15 protein-coding genes are annotated in these 19,755 nt (G+C 36.9%); 3 read left to right on the top strand and 12 right to left on the bottom strand.

Going from position 1 to position 19,755, the window contains the following annotated elements; genetic code table 11:
• Positions 1-3: 3 nt before the first annotated feature.
• The 6 genes from ACFX4G_RS13870 to ACFX4G_RS13895 are packed head-to-tail and all read right to left on the bottom strand — an operon-like array spanning position 4 to position 8,949.
• Positions 4-426, bottom strand: coding sequence for an NUDIX hydrolase (locus ACFX4G_RS13870; RefSeq protein ID WP_377575325.1), 423 nt, complete (start codon positions 424-426; stop codon positions 4-6).
• 7 nt (positions 427-433) lie between these two features.
• Positions 434-2,275, bottom strand: a complete 1,842-nt coding sequence (locus ACFX4G_RS13875; RefSeq protein ID WP_043980369.1) for a 2-aminoethylphosphonate aminotransferase — start codon at positions 2,273-2,275, stop codon at positions 434-436.
• Positions 2,268-3,398: a phosphonopyruvate decarboxylase gene (gene aepY / locus ACFX4G_RS13880; RefSeq protein ID WP_097824284.1), complete on the bottom strand. Its 1,131-nt coding sequence runs from the start codon at positions 3,396-3,398 to the stop codon at positions 2,268-2,270. Before aepY ends, ACFX4G_RS13875 begins: the two co-directional genes overlap by 8 nt.
• On the bottom strand, positions 3,391-4,908 hold the full coding sequence (gene aepX, locus ACFX4G_RS13885; protein WP_377575329.1) for a phosphoenolpyruvate mutase: 1,518 nt from the start codon (positions 4,906-4,908) through the stop codon (positions 3,391-3,393). The genes aepY and aepX overlap by 8 nt, the downstream gene beginning before the upstream one ends.
• Positions 4,909-4,921: 13 nt before the next feature.
• Positions 4,922-6,331: a Mur ligase family protein gene (locus ACFX4G_RS13890; RefSeq protein WP_377575332.1), complete on the bottom strand. Its 1,410-nt coding sequence runs from the start codon at positions 6,329-6,331 to the stop codon at positions 4,922-4,924.
• The gene (locus ACFX4G_RS13895; RefSeq protein WP_097824287.1) at positions 6,328-8,949 is read right to left on the bottom strand and encodes a putative amidoligase domain-containing protein; all 2,622 of its coding nucleotides are present in this window, start codon (positions 8,947-8,949) and stop codon (positions 6,328-6,330) included. Before ACFX4G_RS13895 ends, ACFX4G_RS13890 begins: the two co-directional genes overlap by 4 nt.
• A 245-nt stretch (positions 8,950-9,194) precedes the next feature.
• Here ACFX4G_RS13895 and ACFX4G_RS13900 point away from each other — a divergent pair, with 245 nt between their 5' ends.
• Complete coding sequence (locus ACFX4G_RS13900; RefSeq protein ID WP_377575336.1) at positions 9,195-9,869, top strand: hypothetical protein; 675 nt, start codon at positions 9,195-9,197, stop codon at positions 9,867-9,869.
• 3 nt (positions 9,870-9,872) lie between these two features.
• Here ACFX4G_RS13900 and speE read toward each other — a convergent pair whose 3' ends face one another.
• Positions 9,873-10,760, bottom strand: coding sequence for a polyamine aminopropyltransferase (gene speE, locus ACFX4G_RS13905; RefSeq protein WP_097824289.1), 888 nt, complete (start codon positions 10,758-10,760; stop codon positions 9,873-9,875).
• 369 nt (positions 10,761-11,129) lie between these two features.
• Between speE and ACFX4G_RS13910 the strand changes: the two genes are divergently transcribed.
• Complete coding sequence (locus ACFX4G_RS13910; protein WP_097824290.1) at positions 11,130-12,311, top strand: MFS transporter; 1,182 nt, start codon at positions 11,130-11,132, stop codon at positions 12,309-12,311.
• Positions 12,312-12,360: 49 nt separating this feature from the next.
• On the opposite strand, the gene nasC is transcribed toward ACFX4G_RS13910, so the two are convergent.
• Together nasC and nirB are read right to left on the bottom strand one after the other, a co-directional pair.
• On the bottom strand, positions 12,361-14,511 hold the full coding sequence (gene nasC, locus ACFX4G_RS13915) for an assimilatory nitrate reductase catalytic subunit NasC (protein ID WP_097824291.1): 2,151 nt from the start codon (positions 14,509-14,511) through the stop codon (positions 12,361-12,363).
• Positions 14,512-14,530: 19 nt separating this feature from the next.
• Entirely contained in the window at positions 14,531-16,876 is a 2,346-nt protein-coding gene (nirB, locus tag ACFX4G_RS13920) for a nitrite reductase large subunit NirB (RefSeq protein ID WP_097824292.1), read from the bottom strand.
• Between the two features lie 337 nt (positions 16,877-17,213).
• Between nirB and ACFX4G_RS13925 the strand changes: the two genes are divergently transcribed.
• Positions 17,214-17,648, top strand: coding sequence for a hypothetical protein (locus ACFX4G_RS13925; protein WP_016763097.1), 435 nt, complete (start codon positions 17,214-17,216; stop codon positions 17,646-17,648).
• A 55-nt stretch (positions 17,649-17,703) separates the two neighbouring features.
• On the opposite strand, the gene lrgB is transcribed toward ACFX4G_RS13925, so the two are convergent.
• The 3 genes from lrgB to ACFX4G_RS13940 form a co-directional block, all read right to left on the bottom strand.
• Positions 17,704-18,384, bottom strand: a complete 681-nt coding sequence (gene lrgB / locus ACFX4G_RS13930; RefSeq protein ID WP_025749840.1) for an antiholin-like protein LrgB — start codon at positions 18,382-18,384, stop codon at positions 17,704-17,706.
• 33 nt (positions 18,385-18,417) lie between these two features.
• A complete protein-coding gene (gene lrgA / locus ACFX4G_RS13935; protein WP_028412310.1) occupies positions 18,418-18,852 on the bottom strand; it encodes an antiholin-like murein hydrolase modulator LrgA in 435 nt (144 codons plus the stop codon).
• Positions 18,853-19,014: 162 nt separating this feature from the next.
• Positions 19,015-19,755, bottom strand: a complete 741-nt coding sequence (locus ACFX4G_RS13940; protein ID WP_097824294.1) for a LytR/AlgR family response regulator transcription factor — start codon at positions 19,753-19,755, stop codon at positions 19,015-19,017.

The raw sequence follows: 19,755 nt of genomic DNA on the forward strand, positions 1-19,755 counted from the left end.
CGCCTATACGTAAAAAGAGCCTGTGTCTTTTAAAACATAGAAAAATGGTATTTCAGTCTCTTTTAGACATCTAGCCATTCGATCCTTAAAGTTATCTAATTTAATTATATTTTTTGCTTCTTCTAACGTAAAATATCCCACATCCTGCGTTTCATTGGAGACAGAAATTTCCCCGTTAATCGCTTTTCCCTTTAATAAAATAACAGTAGTAGATCGTTTAACATCTTGTTCTACTCCTAGAAAGTTGGTTACTTCAATAACAATTCCAGATTCTTCTTTAACTTCTCGTATCCCCGCATCTTTTATTGATTCACCTGCTTCAACAAAACCGCCTGGAAATTCCCATCCCCGTCTATGGTTCTTGACTAGAAGCACGTGATGATCTTGATTTACCACCATAACTGCTACAGCTAATTTTTGATTCAACTTTTTCTCACTCTCCTTTTAGCCCGTTAAGATATTGTTCAAGAAGATGAAGAAATCTTTCTATATCTCTATATGTGATATCACCAATATTTGCTATTCGAAACGTTTCTAATTTATCAATTTTACCAGGATAAATGGTGAATCCTTGTTTATAAAAAAAATCATGCATAATATCAAAATTATACTTTTTATCGGAAGGCTCGAGGATAGAGGTAATAATTTTAGAATGATGCGTTTCAGGAACCAAATAGGTTAACCCAAGCCGAGTAATTCCATCCGTTAAAGTAGTCCATGATTTTGAGTAGCGTTCATATCGTTTCTCAATTCCTTCCCACTGAGTTTCTATAATTGCCTGCTTTAAGGCGTACATAGTCTGAACAGGAGGAGTAAAACGCAATTGTTTATTCATTTGGAAATATCGATACTGATCATATAAATGAAGATAAAGGTTACGAGGCTTTATTTGCTCCGTTTTTTCTAGCCGGTCTTTATTTGCTATAACAAACGACACGCCTGCCATTCCTTGAAGGTTCTTATTTGCACTTGCGGCTAGATAGCTTATATTCATTTTTTGCATGTCAATTGGAACAGCTGCATACGAACTCATTGCATCCACAATCATTTCGACATTTTTCACTGCACAAAATTCCCCAATTTTTTCAATATCATTAAGAAGTCCCGTGGAAGTTTCACAGTGAACAAGCGCCAGATAAGAAACGTTCGTTGAAATCTTTTTCACAAAAATTTCTAAGTCGTTCATATCAATAGCCTGCTCGGCGGAGCTTTTATATTCTAAATAATTCAGTCCATAAATTTCAGCGATTTTACACATTCTTTCACCGTATGGACCATTATTGATAATAACAACCGTACCATTATCAATTACTGAACTTAAAATCGATTCCACTGCCGCCGTTCCAGATCCGCCGAATAATACCGTAGTATACTTTTCTGGATTCCCCACAAATTTTGTTAGTTCAGCAGAGATAAATTCCATCGTCTCTCCAAATTCTTTTTCTCTCGGGCAAATGTCTTCCACTATTTGAGCATATTTGACGGTATCTGTTGTAGTTGCCGGTCCGGGGTTTAGGAGTATACTTCTCTTAACTGTATGCGTAATACCTTCTCGAGCTTTAATAATCGGATAAACAATAGCAGTTGCTCTTGCCCAGTGATCTTCATCATCCACTTCACACCATGCCAAATTATCCAGTTTATGAACATACACATTTGTTTTTTCGGAAATTTTAACGAGGCCATATTCATAATCGATCGTTTGATTAAACTGGAACAGCGTATTTGCTTCATCACAAAGTCCCTGAAATGTAGCATAAGAGAGTTTGGTTAAACCAACTAGTTCTGCATAGATACTATTTAACTCTTCTTTTTGTTTTGACATATTCTTAAGGTTATTATTCTCATCAGCTTCAATATAAACTTCATCGCCAGCACCGTTCAATTTACTCGCTAGTATGACGTCTGATCTCAAATGGTTTACTAATGTTTCCAACGCATTCTTTTCATAAATTACATCTGATTCCAATAGTAAAAAATCTTCTTTAATATAATTTTTAAATTGATACAGCGTAAACAGGCTTCCCGTTGTTTCGTATCTAGAATTATAAACACATTTTATTTGAGGATATCTAACCATTAGCTTTTCATATTCTTCTTTCATATATCCTGTTCCAATAAAAATCGTCTTGACTCCTGCTTCTATTAACTTGGAAATGGAATGTTCAATAATCGATTTTTCATCAATCATCAAAAACCCTTTAGGGCGGTTTCCAGCTCTTTTACGAATCCTGCTCCCCATCCCTGCAGCTAGAATAACAGCTGTTTTAATCATCTAAAAACACCTGCAGTCTTTCTCTGACTTCATAGGGCTTCATTTCAGGACGCCCCAGGTTCTTTTTAGATCCTTTCGCTATTTTAAGATATAAAAACGTTAATTTTTTATCACTTTTCCACTGTTTGATATACGTCTCTAACTCATGTAAGTTATGAACATGAATGGAATTTTGATATCCACAGGAAAAAGCAATATCTACAAAATTAATGTTATGAGAGACCGTATGTTGCCCACCTGTAGAATCATGGGTTTGATTGTCTAAAAGAATGTGTAATAAATTTGCTGGACAGTAGTATCCGTTGGTTGCTAGATTCCCCATGCGCATAAGCAACGCTCCATCTCCATCAATTGTAATGATGTTCTTTTCATTTTTGCTCAAAGCTAAGCCTAAACCAATGGAACTAACGCACCCCATAGATCCAACCATATAAAAATTATTTCTTGCGTCTTCTATTTCGTAAAGCTCTCTTCCTGTTTTTCCTGTAGCGGCCAATTGAATAGTATCGTTGTCTTTTAATGAATTAACTACTCGTAATGCCTCATACCTTGAAGGTAACTCATCGGTTGTTATCTGTTCACTTTTCATTTTAGGAGTAACTTTTTTTATTGATTTTTCTAAGAGCTTAACTGGCTCAAACGTTCCTTTTTTTACAATAAAGAAGTAGCTTTCATTATTTTCAACAGTTTGATTAGCCCGCTGTAATTGTTTTTTAACTTCGGCAAAATCAGAAGATAAATATTCCCATTTTATTTTCATTGTATTTAGCAGGACAGGAGTAATTTCTCCCATTAATTCATGCTGCGGTTCATCTGGAAATCCAGGTTCTCCGCGAAAACTGACAAATCCAAGGACAGGAATTTTAAACGGATGAATAAGAGAGGTTAAAGGGGAAACAGCATTTGCTAATCCGGAGTTCTGCATTAAAACAACTGCTTTGTTGCCAGCAATTGATGCCCCAGCAGCAATCGCTACCGCTTCTCCTTCGTTTGCTGCTGCAATATATTCACATTCGTTGATAGCGTAGTTAATAAGATGTTTAAGATAGGAACAAGGAACCCCGCTATAAAATTGAAAACCTAGTTTTTTTAATTGAGTTCCAAATACGGACGTACTAATCATTTCTCCCACCATCTTTTTGAATCTTTGTATACGTTTCGGTATCTATCCATGACCCCATCGTATATTTAACAGCAACCGGGTGAATTAGATTAATATAATTAAAGAAATCAGAAAACGTGAGCTGAGCAAAATCTTTTCTTTGTGCCAATTCTTCCAAAGCTTTTTTTACAACCTCAGTGCCTTTTCCAGAAACTTTCCAAAGACCAATGAATTCACCGTGAATGTTGTTAGAGTTTGGATTGCACGACATTTGAATCAAGTCTACTGTTTTGGAATACAGCTGCTTGGAATAGGGAAGTTTAGCAGTTACATAAGATGTTTGATTCCCTTTTAACTCATAATCAGCTCCTGCTACGATCGTGATATCACCGCTTTCATGAATTAACTCCTCAAAAACATGTGTTTTATATACGATATTACTATCGCTTATTAAAGTAGCCGTTCCTAGCTTATCTCTTGCAGCATAGAGATGATATAATTCTCCTTTATTAGGAAACGCCTTATCTTCCATAGCTTTGTTGGAACCTACTTTTATACTATTTGTCACGCCGACTTTTTTTAACTGATTTATCTGCTCAGTTATCAAAGCTTCATTTGCTGATTCTTTTACCAGAATCATAGCGTTCGTGCTATGATTGGCAGAGCTTAAATAAAGTTTCTCTGCGAGGTCGAGCTCTTCAGCTTTTTGAAGACGGAAAACTTCCTCAAGCGGAGAGACATTTTTTTCTACGTTAATCAAACTTTTATCGCAATAAATCTGAGCGGACGTTTTTTGCATAGCTGTAATGGAAGATCTTAAGTTATGGTTGGCCCAAATGCTCAAGCTAATTCCTAAATCACTAAATTTATCAGTTGGAACCGAATAATATTTGGTGGGAACAATAATAACCGGAAGCCTGTTTCCCCACTCTTTCATAAAAGCTTCAATCTCCGTCATATCTGACCTTTTACTATGAATCAAAACGGCGTCGGTTCCCGCTTGGCGATAAGCTTCTGCACGCTTTAAAGCTTCCTTCAGCCCCCACCCTGCAATAAAAGCTTCTACACGCGATACCACTACAAAATCTTCGTCATTTTGGCTATCTTTCATTGCTTTAATTTTGCCGCAAAATTCATTAATATCTGCAAGCGGCTGTGCTTCACCTTTAATAAATGAGTTTGTTTTTGGAAACAATTTATCTTCAATACATACGCCTGGAATGTCTCGCTGCTCCAATTTCTTAACTAATCTTCTTGCATTATTAAAGTTCCCATAGCCTGTATCCCCATCAAGAAGAATTGGAACGGACGTTGCGTCACTCATAAACTCTAAGATGTCTAATACCTGTGTCCATGAAGCCTCGTTATTATCTCTTACACCCAGTGTTGCAGATAATGACAGGCCGCTGGCCCATATCCCTTTGAACCCTGCTTCTTCTACAATCTTTGCAGATAGCGCACTGTGAGCCTCCATAATAAACTCTAGCTGTTTACTTTCTATCAACTCTCTTAGCTGTTTAGTCTTCTTCATGTCTATCCTCCTTTTACTCTTCGTTGTCTGGAATAAGTTTATTTCTTAATTCTTTAAAAGTAGGTTTTGTCATAACACGATGCGTTACTTTTAATAAAATTATTGTATTTTCATTTAAATATGGATCTAGCACATTGTATACTTCGTCACCAGTCTTGCAGAAATAGACTTTATTAGGGTCCATTCCACATTTTAAAGCTCCTGTCCCAATAGCTTTTGCTTCTTCTCCTACTACCACTAAAATATCAATCTTTGATTCCGCTGCTTTTTTTCCCATATCTTCATATTGTTTAATTGCATAAGGTCCTTCTCCTAGCTGAGGCATGTAACCTAATAAAGCAATAGATTGTTTCTCTTTTGACATATCACTAAGAACTCCGAGAGCTGTAGCCATCGATAAAGGTGAAGAGTTCCATGTATCATTAATTACCGTACATTCATTCATTCCTCTTTTAAATTCCAAATGTTCTTCTACTTGTTCAAATAAGCTAAGTCTTTGTATGGCAACGGAAATATCAACGCCCACATAAAATACTGCAGCAATGGCGGCCAGTGCATTATACACATTATGTTCACCATATCCAGGGATAAAGGCATCGTACTCTTTGTCTTGGTGCTTTAAAGTGAAAGTCATTCCTCCCTTGGAATATTTAATATCCTTTGCTTGAAATTGGGAACTATCATTTTTACCTATATATACAACATTTTGCAGATGACTAACATCAAGCACTCTCTTAATATTTTCATCATCTGCGTTTAAAATCAAAATGCCTCTATTTGGATCTAAACCTTCTACAATTTCGGCTTTTGCTTTCATATATTCTTCAGGTGTTTCACAATCAGCGAGATGGTGTACGCCTATATTTAATAGAATTCGTATTTGTGGCTGAAAGTAGCGACACGCAACTTTTAAATAGCCCGGATAAGCAACTGGCATTTCAAAAACAGCTACTTCTGTCGTATCATCAATACCTGTTAAATAACGTAGATTTACAGACATAGAATTCATACTCATCCACGTAGCTTTCACTTTATAATCTTCAATTAATATTTGTCGGATCATCTCTTTCGTGGTCGTTTTCCCGCAAGTCCCTGTAACACCAATAACAGGAAGATCAAAGAGCCCTCGGTAGTATTCAATAAATCCCCAATAAGCCTCTTCTAATTGAGCTGTTTTAACAAGAATAATATTTCCCTCTAAGTTCGTGCACAGCTCAGGGTGATCTGTTATAACGACAATTGAATGATTTTCTTTCCAATACTTCCCTCTAATCGGTTCTCTATCTAAATGAAAGATGAGTGTATGATCCTCTATATCCTTTTTAGCGTAGTTTATAGCATGTTTAATAACAGGATTTCCTGATCCATAACAAAGGTCTCCTCCCGTTTGTTTAAGGATTTCATTTAATGTGAAGTGCTTCATGTTAAATCCTCCTTTTCTTCTTCGTAACCAGCCAGTGAAGACGCATAATTAAGCAGACGAATCCCCGCCAAAGTACGCAGCTTGTAGGCTCTAATTTGTGAGAATAGACTATCTGGTTTTGCATTTATTTCAAGTAACTTTATGGAACCGTACTGATCTATACATAAATCTACCGCCAGCTCCCCAAAAGGACCCACTTTCTCCTCTACTGTTGCAACAATATTTTTAGATACTTTAGCTAATTGGTTTATAATGAGCCTTCTGTCTGTTGGATCAGGATATAAACTGTTTAATATTTTACTGAGGCGCATATTCGTTTCAGAATCTTCCGTTAGCACATCTTCACCGGTGAGACGCGCAACCATACCCGTTCGAAGCCAAATTTGCTTTTCATTTTTTTGCATATAAACCCGTATTTCTAAATTTTTATCTTTATGCTGTTTTCTGCGAATTCCTTCCTGAACAAGATAAGGATTGTTTTTCATCAAAGGAGAGAGCAAAGTAAATAATTCTTCCATATTACTGAATTGATGCAGCTCTTTTTTATTAAGATCAAACCAAAAGATGCCTGTTGGTCGGCGAACGATACGCATGACTCCTTTACTTAAGGCTCCGCCAAGCGGTTTTAAATAGACTTCTCCGTAGTTATCAAGCATTTCTGCAATGTCACCAGAATTTTGTACCAGACGTGACTCTGGAAGAAATTCTTCATATTCTTTCATAAGAAGTTCATATGTTGCCCACTTATCTCCCGTGAGCTGAAACAAATTTGAAGAATTAACAAAAGGAATTTTATAAACCGCCTGAAGTTTTGCCCTTACTTCATCTATTAAAATATTCTTTCTGCCATCTATGAAATAACGGTCATAAATAACAGCAGGAAAAGGATAAAGCCCTTCACCGTTAATAGTTGTTCCTTTAACCAATTTTTTCTCCCAATCAATATCTTCGGGTTCAAACACATATACAAGCATTCGCTTTTCAGTTGCTAAGCGACATAGATGATGGAAATAGGTTGTTTGTCTTTCAAAAGGACGGTTAGCAAGAATGCCAATGATAGGACCTAAAGTTATGATGCCTTCTGAAGCTGATAGCTTGGGGCACCAATCTTTCGGGAGAGATAGTTTATCACGGAGAGATTTAGAGAGTTGAACCATATTTGGATGGCGAAATGAAAAAGGATAAGAATGAACAGTTGCAGTTGATATTGCCTTTCCTGCACTAACAATCGTAGACTGCCCCTCTTTGAGGCCGTATTTTAAACGGAGCTTTTTGGGGATTTGAATAATATGTCCGCGGTCATAGATTTCTTTAGAAATCTTTACATTCCAATTCCGCCGAATATCATTTGATTCATCACAAGGAATTTCTTTTTCTATCATTTCAAATAGAAAAGATAGTTCATTTTGATAATGTGGATAGCTGGATGTTTTCATAAGATTGGCCTTGATATCTTTCCACATTCGTTTAAGAAAGATTTTATTCCCTTGATAGTAAGCACGTTGCGTAAGTGGATGAAATAAAAATTCGCTTTTTAATTCATGATGATGGGTAGCAACTAGCTGAGCAAGAGCTAAAGTGGAGAGAGTAATTCTAGGGTCGATAATCCAAGAGCTTAAAGTTAAATACTCAAATCCATACGGTTTTTCACGATAGCGTCCAATACCTCCATGGTTCGTTTTCCGTCTGAGTTTAGCGGTCTTAGATTCTTCTATCAGCGCTATTGGAATAGCAAGGTAGTGGTCAAGAGCTCTTAATAAGGATAAAGAAAGCGGAATGCCAAAATGAATATGTCCTCCACATTGATACCCTGAAAACGGCATGCTGCCTGCCCGAAAATGAATATTTTCATATGGTACCTGTGCAGATGCTTTTTCTATTAACTTTTGGATGTTCTCAAATAGTTCTGTTGATGAATTCGCTTTTTCAGGCCTAACTTCTACTAATGCATACTCACCGCTATCTTGCTCTATTTGTCTTTCATCACAGCCTACCGGACCTTCAACAGAAAAAAAAGTAGAAGCTGGTAGAAGCTCTCCATCACAACTTAACATAAACTCAACGTCAGCACCCATGCTAAAAGGAACACTAGGCTTTAATGGATTTTCTATCCATTCACTTTCTGATGAGTTAATATCTGTGACGATGCACTCTCCATTTTCTAATAACCCCATTTTGACAAAGCCGCTTTTAGCTCCCGTTACGTAGAGCGCTCGAATGGCTACGTTCATCAGCATTTCCGGTACATCCATGCCGTGTACCTGTTCTAATTTCCAGCCGAAGGCTTGCGTTCGAATGGGTATTTCATTAAATACAACATGTTCACTGGTCACTACTTGTACTGTTTTTACGCTCAGTCCTTCTACTTCTAGACAATATTCTTTGTCTATTGCATATATTTTCGTAAAATAATCATACCCTTCATATATTGCTTGGTCCTTTGTATTTACGATAACAATATCTCTTCCGCTATGGTGACCATACTTCCTCCCTATCACTGGATATGAACAGGTTTTGGGGTCAACTAATTCAACAGACGGTATATTATTCAGATTAAGAGTTTGCAACGTCATTTCTTTATCAGATAATATCCCTAACTCTTCTCTCATTGGATCCATTTTAAAGCCTCCTAATTAAAACTTTCTATCGTATTTTGCTACTTTAATGCCCTATAACAATAATCAGCTACTCATATAGTATGTAACTGGACAAAAAAATCCTGTACATTTATCTATTTATTTCCACCCTCTCTAAAAACTTTTTATGTATGTATTTAACACGTGTAATAATTCACCGATTTTATTTTTACTGCATTTATTATAGAAAGGATAGATTTCAAACGATATAAAAGGAGAAATAGTCAATGACATTAAAATTCATTCATGGAAACTACTTAAAATACAACAAAGGAACTGGTTTTATAAGCTGTCATGTGGATGCACTTCATGCAGAACCACCTGCTGCTGATTTATTTACGGATAAAGTTGTAGAAAATTTAGTCAAGAAAACAGGATGTGCAGGAATCGTTAGTACGGTTTCCAGAACCATAGCAGATTTAAATAGAAACCTAAATAAAACAAACCATGAGGGGATACATGAATATAGAAGAACAATCCAAGAAATTGTTAAATCTTTGAAGATAGTAGATGATAATAATTGCCTTTTAACACCCTATTTGCATTTATCTTTTCATGGAATGAAGGATACACATTATGGGCCTCATGCAATTGAAGTGGGGACTTTATATGGACAATCTTGCTCAAAGGAAGTTAAAGATTGGTTTCAACAGGAGCTGACTAAAAAATCTGAAGATTCGTTCCCGAAAATCCATGTAATATTTGATAATAAATTTGTTGGAAACGAATCAATTGCCTTTCACAGACAAGGTGACAATAGCGGCTATCTAGGTTACAGTCATCATTTTAATACGTTTCAAATTGAATTATCCCGGACTCTGCGCAGCAAACACAGAACTACTATAACAAAGATATTTTCCGAGATTATTGATGACTTTCAACAAACATTCTTCGCTACTTAGTTTTTAGGAATCTTTTCCGTCTACTATTTCTTTTATATATTTAGGTAAAACAAATGATGCATGGAAAATTTCAGGATCAATATATTGAGTATCTGTATGCTGCAGCTTCGTCAAATCGGCCTGAAGAGGATCCATTTTTTTAGAAGCAATCGTAAAACTCCAAATGCCGCAAGGGAAAAGAGGTATCGTCACTAAATATGTGCGGACAATTGGAAATAGCTCCTTTAAATTTTTAATTGTGCCTTGTAATGTAGAAGTATTGTAGTAAGGAGATCCCGATTGAAAAACAACCACGCCGTCATCCTTAAGGCTGTTGTAGACATATTGATAAAAATCAGGTTGAAATAGTTTTTTTCCCGGTCCAACAGGGTCAGGCCGATCAATTATGAGAACATCATAAACTCCCTTTTGTTCTTGAATCCAATCTATTCCATCGCGATGTATCATATTGAGCCTCGTTTCACCATTATAACAAGAAGCCGGAGTTAGCCATGTGCGGCAGATTTCTGTAACTTTTGGGTCGATTTCGACTACATCAATTTGTTGAATTCCGGCATACTTCATGGCCTCCCGTGCAGGACCACAGTCTCCTCCGCCAATCATCGCAACTTTTTTGGGATTTGAATGCGTTATAATTGGCACATGGCTAATCATTTCATTATAAATAAACCCTTCTCCTGTTGAAATTTGTGGAGTACCATCTAGCACCAACATTTTCCCATACCATTTTGTATCCACAATACTGATTTGTTGATAGGAAGATTGCTCATAGTGAAGCAGACTTTTTACTTTATACCCCATTTTCACTCTAGCCTGTCCAACGTAACTCCATATCCAGAGAACCCCATTATCATCCTTTTTATAACCTGAAAGAGGATGCTTTTCTGTCACTTTTTCCACCTTCTATTTCAAAAATTTGTGTTCTATATAAAATATGAATTATTTTTTATTTCGCTATAATTCGATAGCACAAATTTATAGATGCTTACTCTATTAATCTCTTCTAATTTCAATTTCCCTTCCATTCTTTCGACAATATTTCTACTTACTGTTCTTTCAAAGCTTTTTAACCGTTTCTTCATCAGCACTTAGATAGAGTGTAAGTCTAAGTTATCTCTCCACTTTTATCTGGGTCCGTTCTTCAGTAAAAGTACGGAAGAAAACCTAACACAGAATGATACATAAGAAAGAAAGCGTAGTATCATAATTACCATATTGCAACAGCTTTACGCTGGATATAAAAAAGGAGGTTTTTAAGTAATGTTTTCTAAACGGCCCTTATCTGTACTTCTTATCTCGACTTTATCTATGATTATTGCTTTTTCAGTATGGTCTGTCTTCGCACCTATCGCTGCAGATATTCAAGTAATGTATTCATTAACCAATGCTGAAAAAAGTATCTTAATTGCCACTCCCGTCTTATTAGGTTCCCTCATGCGAATTCCGATGGGGATTTTAACAGATCGCTTCGGGGGAAGAAAAGTCTATTCTTTGACTATGCTGGCTCTTTTACTCCCTACTATTTGTGCAGGCTTTACTCATTCTTATTCTATGCTGCTCTTTTGGGCATTTTTTATCGGCATGGCTGGAACAACATTTGCTATTTCCATTACATATGTCTCTAAATGGTATTCACCTCAAAAGCAAGGTTTTATTTTGGGAATTGCCGGGATGGGCAACTTAGGATCGGCGGTAGCAAGCTTTAGTATTCCACTTATCTTTTCTTCTTTTGGCTTGCCTTGGGTATTTTGGAGTTTAGCAATTGCGGTAGCCTTAATGGCTCTTTTATTATGGATAGGAACTTCAGACCACCCTTCTGCTGCTTCCCCCAAAACGCTGCAGGAATCTTTATCGGTATTAAAATTTAAAGAAACGTGGTTTTTATCCGTTTTCTATTTTTTAACATTTGGTGGATTTGTAACGTTCAGCATCTATCTTCCTACCATTTTGCATGATCAATTTAATGCTTCAACTGTAGACAGTGGGCTGAAAACAGCTGTATTTGTCGTACTAGCAACGTTTGTACGGCCTCTTGGAGGATATTTATCGGATGTCTTCGGAGCAAAAAAAGTACTCACCTTCGTCTTTACCGGAATGCTACTAATAGGGTTATTTATTGCATTTACCATCACTGCCTTCTCCCTATTTAGCGTAGGTTGTTTACTTGCAGCCATTACCCTTGGTATCGGAAATGGAGCTGTTTTTAAAATGGTTCCATCTGTTTCAACAGGAAATATTGGAGCTGTTACCGGGATCGTAGGAGCATTCGGAGGAGTAGGCGGCTTCTTTCCCCCTATTGTGCTAGGCTTTATAAAAGATACAAGCGGAGACTACGTTGTCGGTTTTTCCTTACTAGCGCTTTTTGCCCTATTCTGTCTCTTACTAAATTATTCTGGATTCAAAAACCAAAATGTACGTATTAACCAAAAGCACCTTGCCTGATTCCATGCAAAAAGCCTCTTTTTTCAAGAGGCTTTTTGCATCAGCATTTTTAATAGCTGCTTCTTTTTACAGAAGGGCTAATCTTCACAGCACTTACTTTAAACCCTGGCATCTTACAGGCGGGATCTAATTTCTCAGAAACAAGGTTATTAACATTTTGAGAATCCGCCCAGTGAAAAGGAACAAATACGGTATCTGGCCGAATGCCCTCTGAAAATTTGCTTCTTACCACAACCCTTCCATATGAAGATTCAATTTGTACTAATTCTTGATTCAAAATTTCATATTTTTTCGCTGTTGAAGGGTGGATTTCCATAAAAGATTCGAAATTTCTAGCAGATAAAGATGCACTTTTTCGCGTTTGTACACCCGTTAAATAGTGCGACATCACTCTCCCCGTTGTTAAATAGAGAGGGTATTTTTCCGTTATTTTTGCTTTAGGTACAATAGCTTGATTCGAGACAGGGACCATCATCGCTTTTCCATCACTATGAGCAAAACGCGTTTCAAACAGGCGCTCGGTTCCTTTATCTGTTAAGCTTCTGCATGGCCATAAAATTCCTTTTTCCTCTCGTAATCGTTCGTACGTAATACCAGAGTAATCCGCGATCCCTCCTTTACTTGCTATTCGCAGTTCATTAAATATTTCTTCAGCTGATGCAAACGAAAAATGTTCCTCTTTCCCTAAAACTTTAGCAATTTCACACAGTATTTCCCAGTCGTGTTTGATTTCGCCGCGGCATGGAAAGCTAGCTTCGCGTAATGTAACTCTTCCCTCTACATTTGTCATAGTTCCTTCATCTTCCAAGTAGGAAGATGCTGGTAAGATCAAGTTTGCTAATTTTGCTGTTTCTGATTCAAACATATCTGCTACTACTAGAAAATCAAGCTTTTCAAAAGCCTTCTTAACAAAATTAGCGTTTGGATTTGAAACTGTTGGATTTGAACACATCAAAAACAACCCTTTAATTTCACCGTCATGAATTTTTTCAATCATCTCATATGCAGAAACACCTTTTCTAGGAAGGTCTTTCTCCTCTATGTTCCACACATCCGCTATATACATCCGGTGCTCACGATTTTCGATTGAACGGTAGCCTGGAAGCTGATCCGCTTTTTGACCATGCTCCCGGGCTCCTTGCCCATTTCCTTGACCGGTAATGGCCCCATATCCGCAGCGAGGTTTACCAATTTTCCCAACAGAAAGTAGAATATTTAAAAAATTTCGCACCGCAGCACTTCCGTCTGTTTGCTGCTCTACCCCTCTAGCAGTAAAAATCATTCCCGTTTTTCTTTGACCAAACATACGGGCAGCTTGGTACATCTCTTCAAGTGGCACTCCCGTTATTTCTTCAATGATATTAAATTCTAGAGACGCCACATATTGAATTACTTCTTCAAATCCATTTACACGTTCTTGTAGAAATCGTTCATCTAGATAATTTTCTTCGATAAGGACCTTCAAGATTCCATTGGCTAATGCCGCGTCGCTTCCCGGCTTAAGTTTCAAGTGTAAATCAGCTATTTTAGTTGTAGCGGTTTCTCTTGGATCAATTGCAATAATAAATGCTCCGTTTTCTTTTGCTTTCTCAAAATAAGGCATAATCGTTGGCTGACATTCCGCAATATTTGTTCCAGCTAACATAATACATTCAGTAAACGGAATCTCTTGCAAGCTATTCGTAAATCCTCTGTCCATGCCAAATGTTTTACTAGCAGCAGAAGCAGCAGCCGACATACATAAGCGTCCATTGTAATCAATATATTTTGTTTTTAACGCAACTCGAGCAAATTTCCCTAATAAATAAGCTTCTTCATTTGTAATAGAGGCACTTCCATAAACACCTAGCGCATCTGCTCCATTTTTCTCTTGAATCTCTGTAACGTTTTCTTTAATATAGTGAAGAGCTTCTTTCCAAGAAATCTTTACAAACTCTCCGTTTACTTTTAATAAAGGATATTGAATCCGATCTTTATGCAAAGGATGCTGATGCGCATTCATTCCTTTGATACATAACCTTCCTTGAGAAGTAGGGTTATCTGTTCCAATTGTTTTATACGTTTTCCTTTTTACATGTGTTTGTTCAACTAACTGCATTTTGCACTGCATGCTGCAGTAAGGACACTGAGTATTATAGATACGCTCGGTTTCAACTTGCTTTTGCTGCTCACGAAAATATTTCAATAGCATCTCAGTCATCGTAGGTCACCCTTCTTTCCTATAATAAATATGTGATTGCACGAGAGCGCTCTGAACTGAGCTGCTTCATTAAATACTCTCGATTGTCTATCTCAAACAAAACTTCTCTGACATGAACAATTCCTACTCGTTCGATCCAGCTCCCGACAGTTTCTAAATAGTTTCCTGTTTCACGGTAATATTGAATCAAAGAACAGCTGATTTCTACTGCTTCTTCGTTCGTTTCGGCCACATAAAACAGCTCCCCGCTTCTGTCTTCTGCGCTGCTTCCGCCGACATATATTTCCCATCCTCTGTCTATTCTGCTTAATCCTATATCACTTGTTGTTACATTCTCTGCAATGTGAGAACACGAAGCAATACTGATTTTGATATCACATGGGGTCTTTACATATTCAAGCTGTTTATCTAATTCATTTGATAAAGCAAGAGCAGGTTCATGCTGACAAATACACGTTCCTTTTCCTATATAAACAGATACATTTTTAACTGTACGTTCATATAGCTGCTGAAGTCCTCTATCTATTTCCTCACTTATCAACGGAAGATATTCTTTTTTCACTCCAATAAGTTGAATGCGCTGATCACTTGTTAAACGAATATTAGAGATGTTGTACCTTTCAGCTACATTTGCTATGTTCCTTAATTCCTGTACATTTGTCAGACCACCGTGAATTTGCGGTACCACTGCATAAGTCCCATCGTGAAGCAAAACGGCCTGTTCATTCTCCGTAGTAAATAAAGAATGTCGATTGTTTTCATAATGAGGATGCATCATATCTAAATAGTAATGAAGACCGCCTTCACATAACGAACAGCCTTTCATGTCTTTAAACTTTAATATTTCTCTTACTTGCTGAACCGTCTCAAATTGATATTGCTGCATTTCTCTTACCAGCTCATCTTCTGATAAATGTGTACATGTACAAAAGGTTTTTTGTTCAATGATTTCATCAAACTCATCGCTTTGAATATATGTTAAAAGATCTGTTACAAGGGGTTTGCATCCTCCGCATGAACCAGAAGCTTTCGTGCAATTTTTTATTTCATCTACTGTCGTTAAATCATTTTTCTGTACTGCTTCAATAATGGCTCCCTTTGTTACACCATTACAGTTGCATACCATATCTGTAAGTGGCATAGAAGCTACTGCATTTTCTTTTTCATGTTGAGAAGGAAATAATTGTACTTTTTCCGCTTGCGACAAATCCTTTTTTTCATTAATCATTTGTGATAGCTTTATAGCCTCACTGGTATCTCCAAAAAGAACAGCTCCCACTATTTTCCCCTCGCGAAAAACGACTTTTTTGTATATACCATCTAACATATTCGAAATAGTAATGGCTTTTGCACCTTGATTTTCCTTGAACTCTCCGACTGAGTAAACGTCTATTCCTGATATTTTTAATTGAGTGGAAAGAACGGACCCGCGATAACCATCGTTTTTTATTTGGCAAAGATGTCGCGCTAAGACTTTTCCTTGTTCGTAAAGAGGAGCAACAAGGCCGTATGTCATCCCTCGATGTTCCGCGCATTCACCTACTGCATAGATATCCGGGATGCTCGTTTCTAAATAATCATTTACGATGATTGCTCTATTTGTTTCTATTCCGCTTTTTTTAGCTAGATTAACATTTGGCCTCACTCCTGTAGCCATTACAACTAAATCAGCTGCAATTTTGCTGCTATCGTTAAATCGGACGCCTTCTGCTCGATTTTCCCCTATAATCTCATCCGTATGCTTGTTTAATAGAAAACTCATGCCTTGCTTTTCCAATTCTTCCCTTAACATAGCAGATGCTGCTCTGTCTAACTGTCGCTCCATTAAGAAACCCGAATGATGAATGACTTGAACATCCATTCCCAAATTTAATAGTCCCCTAGCAGCTTCCAGCCCTAACAGACCCCCTCCAATAACCGCTGCTTTTTTATATTGTTTAGAAATTTTAATCATTTCCTGACAGTCTTCGATGGTACGAAAACCGAGGACACCTTCTTTGTCAGACCCTTTAACGGGGAGCATATACGGGCTCGAGCCAGTAGCAAGAATAAGCTTGTCGTACATCGTCTCTCTGTTTTTATCTGTTTTTATTATTTTTCTCTTAGTGTCTATGTGCGTAACGCTTTCTCCTTTAAATAAAGTGATATTATTTTCCTTATACCATGCCAAAGAATGAATATTGATATCTTCAAGCTTTGTACTGCCTTGTAAAACGGTTGATAATAAAATTCGATTATAGTTAACGTGAGGCTCACTTCCAAAAACAGTAATATCAAAACCATCTGGAGAATGAATAAGAATTTCTTCAATACAGCGCATTCCTGCCATTCCATTTCCGATTAATATCAGCTTTTGTTTCGTCATATAAAAACCTCCAACACATAGATTCAGACCGTAAAATATACAGTTTTTATTATTCCATAAACTTCTCTAAAAGAAATGAACCTTGTTATAACTTCTAACATTAAAATCTGTTTAAAGCGTATGAATACGCCGATACCATTCGTTGAAAGCAAGCTTTTATATAGAAGATTAATATGCTTTAAAAAGGGGTAGAAAAAAGGATGCTATGCTTATATCACCTTTCCCTACGCCTTATAAGTAATCTATATAAAATTTTGTTATCTTCTTTTTGTCTACTATTTATTTATTTTGAAATCAATTATGATAAAAGAAAGAGTCTGAATTGGAGGTTTAAAACATGTCAATAACCGTTCACGCCACTCAGTGGATTCATTTTCAAATTAAATTGTATAACCTTCATTCCAAAACGAGATCGCTTAAAGATCAAAAACTAGAATTACCTCTGCCAGAATTCCATCAAAATCTAATCATATTTACATCAGCAGCTCATCATGGCCTTACGTTTGGATATCAAGCCATTCAATGGGATACACCCTATACTTCCTGTCCGATTTACATAGAGCATCAGTCTATTCCATGGTCCACTTTAGAACAACGTTCCCATAAGCACATAACTGAACATATTACAGCTATTTTCTTAGAGACAATGTTTTATAGACAAAGTCAATTCAAACAATGTCAATTTTGTTTTGAATTTATCATTCCTGAGAGTCTTTTTGACCATACAACCTGTCAAAACTGCGCATCACGACATTTTGGAGTGGTGTATTAATTAACAAACAAAAGCCTGAAGGAGTCAGAAAATCTCTGACTCCTTCAGGCTTTTGTTACATGACTAGCTGAACAAAAAGTGGAATAACGGCAACTGTGACGACGCCTACAATAACAACTGCAATACTTGCCATGGCTGCCTCTACTTCTCCCATTTCAATTCCCACGGCTACTCCCAGCGCATGTCCAGAAGTTCCAAGAGCTAATCCTTTTGAAATTGGATTCTTCACCTTGAATATTTTTAAAAATAAAGCGCCCAGCGCATATACGATGACTGCGTTAAAAATAACAGCAAAGGAAGTAATAGCAGGAATCCCTCCAATATCTTGAGACAATGGGAGCGCAATCGCTGTTGTAGCTGCTTGCGGAAGCATTGATTTCATCACAACTTCATCCATATGAATACCTTTAGCAATCGCAAAAATAATCGCTACCGAACAAACTGACCCTACTGCAATAGAAGAAAGAATTTGCCACCAGTACTTTTTTAATTTATCGGCTTGCTTATATAAAGGGATGGCAAAAGCAATTGTTGCCGGTTCTAAAAAGAAGCTGATAATCTTCCCGCCGCTGCTATATTCCTCATAAGAAAAATGACCAATTTTCAAAAAAGCAATTCCTAGTACCATTGCCACAAATAAAGGAGTAAATAAGAAAAAACCTTTTGACTTTTTAAATAAATACGTTCCAATGCCGTACGCAGCTAAAGAAACCACGATTCCAAAATACGGATTCATCTTTCCAACCACCTTGTCTCTTTATAATTGATGTTAAGCAATACCTTGTTTTTTCGTTTTTTCACTCATATCTACATCTTTTATTTCTTCTTTTGCTTTATTATCTTTTGTCATGCCAAGTATAAGCTGTGAAAATAAGCCTGTAACGCCTAACAAAATAATCGTTGCCACGATGATAACTAAACAAATTTGAATGCCGTACTGCTGCATAACACCTAATGAATTCATAACAGAAATACCTGCTGGTACAAATAAAAATCCGATCAAAGAAGTTAAAGCCGTTCCCAGTGATTCAACTTGCTCTAGTTTAATAATCTTCAAGCAGAGTGCAAGAAATAACAGCACAAGTCCAATGACTGAAGCAGGCATTGGAAAAGGCAAATGCTCTGCAATAAAATCTGAAATCAACATAATTACGGAAAAAATAAATGCTTGTGTTAAGAAGCCATACACTTTTTTAGCACTCATTTCTTTCACCTCTCTCTGTTTGTTGACTTCATTATATAAAATGAAAATCAATAGGAAAGCGTTTTCAAATCAAAGAGTCAAATATTTGTGCTCACTTACAAAAATCGAGCCTTGAAATGCAAAAAACAGCTTGCCAAAATGCATACGCAAGCTGTTTTTTTCTTAAATTCCTAAACGTTTCTTTAATTCTTTAGCATATGTACGGCTGACAGGAACTCGCTCATCGTTTTTCATTACTAAATTATACGTAGAATTAAACCAAGGCTGTACTTCGGAAATATGATCTACGTTGACGATATATCCCCTGTGCACACGACTAAACGACTGAGAAGGGAGCTTTTTTTCTAGCATAGCAAGCGTATCAGCAGTATGGTAGGATTCTGTTATAGTCTGAATGGTGACTTCTCCTTCTATTAACCCTACAAACAAGATGTCCTTTATATTCACCAACACAATCGAATCGTCTACAGAAATCGCTAACTTTCCAGTTTGAGAAGAAGACTCTCCTAACGATTCTTCTTCTTTCACAGCGGAATGAGGAACACGCATTTTTTTATATTTATGAATGGCCTGCACCACTCTTTCTTCGTCAAAAGGCTTCAAAATGTAATCAATTGCATCTACTTCAAAGGCTTGTAAAGCGTACTGATCGTACGCGGTTGCAAATATAATAGCTGGCGGATTTTTCATTTTTTTAAGCCTTTTAGCAATATCAAAACCGCTGTCATCTGACAGTTGTATATCTAAAAATAATAAATCCGGCTTTTCATCCATCATTTTATCCAACGCCTCTTCGATACTTTCAGCTTCTTCAATGAAGTCTACTTCTTTCGTTCGATGTAATAAATATTTTAATTCATCTCGCGCTAACATTTCATCATCTACTATTAGTACTCGCAGCAT

The sequence above is a fragment of the Priestia sp. YIM B13486 genome (assembly GCF_042787865.1).
Lineage (GTDB): Bacteria > Bacillota > Bacilli > Bacillales > Bacillaceae_H > Priestia > Priestia megaterium.

Excerpts from the sequence above, each read along its gene's own strand:
- ACFX4G_RS13875 (WP_043980369.1), bottom strand. The coding sequence starts at position 2,275 with ATGATTAAAACAGCTGTTATTCTAGCTGCAGGGATGGGGAGCAGGATT.
- aepY (WP_097824284.1), bottom strand. The coding sequence starts at position 3,398 with ATGATTAGTACGTCCGTATTTGGAACTCAATTAAAAAAACTAGGTTTT.
- aepX (WP_377575329.1), bottom strand. The coding sequence starts at position 4,908 with ATGAAGAAGACTAAACAGCTAAGAGAGTTGATAGAAAGTAAACAGCTA.
- ACFX4G_RS13890 (WP_377575332.1), bottom strand. The coding sequence starts at position 6,331 with ATGAAGCACTTCACATTAAATGAAATCCTTAAACAAACGGGAGGAGAC.
- ACFX4G_RS13895 (WP_097824287.1), bottom strand. The coding sequence starts at position 8,949 with ATGGATCCAATGAGAGAAGAGTTAGGGATATTATCTGATAAAGAAATG.
- ACFX4G_RS13900 (WP_377575336.1), top strand. The coding sequence starts at position 9,195 with ATGACATTAAAATTCATTCATGGAAACTACTTAAAATACAACAAAGGA.
- ACFX4G_RS13910 (WP_097824290.1), top strand. The coding sequence starts at position 11,130 with ATGTTTTCTAAACGGCCCTTATCTGTACTTCTTATCTCGACTTTATCT.
- nasC (WP_097824291.1), bottom strand. The coding sequence starts at position 14,511 with ATGACTGAGATGCTATTGAAATATTTTCGTGAGCAGCAAAAGCAAGTT.
- nirB (WP_097824292.1), bottom strand. The coding sequence starts at position 16,876 with ATGACGAAACAAAAGCTGATATTAATCGGAAATGGAATGGCAGGAATG.
- ACFX4G_RS13925 (WP_016763097.1), top strand. The coding sequence starts at position 17,214 with ATGTCAATAACCGTTCACGCCACTCAGTGGATTCATTTTCAAATTAAA.
- lrgB (WP_025749840.1), bottom strand. The coding sequence starts at position 18,384 with ATGAATCCGTATTTTGGAATCGTGGTTTCTTTAGCTGCGTACGGCATT.
- lrgA (WP_028412310.1), bottom strand. The coding sequence starts at position 18,852 with ATGAGTGCTAAAAAAGTGTATGGCTTCTTAACACAAGCATTTATTTTT.
- ACFX4G_RS13940 (WP_097824294.1), bottom strand. The coding sequence starts at position 19,755 with ATGCTGCGAGTACTAATAGTAGATGATGAAATGTTAGCGCGAGATGAA.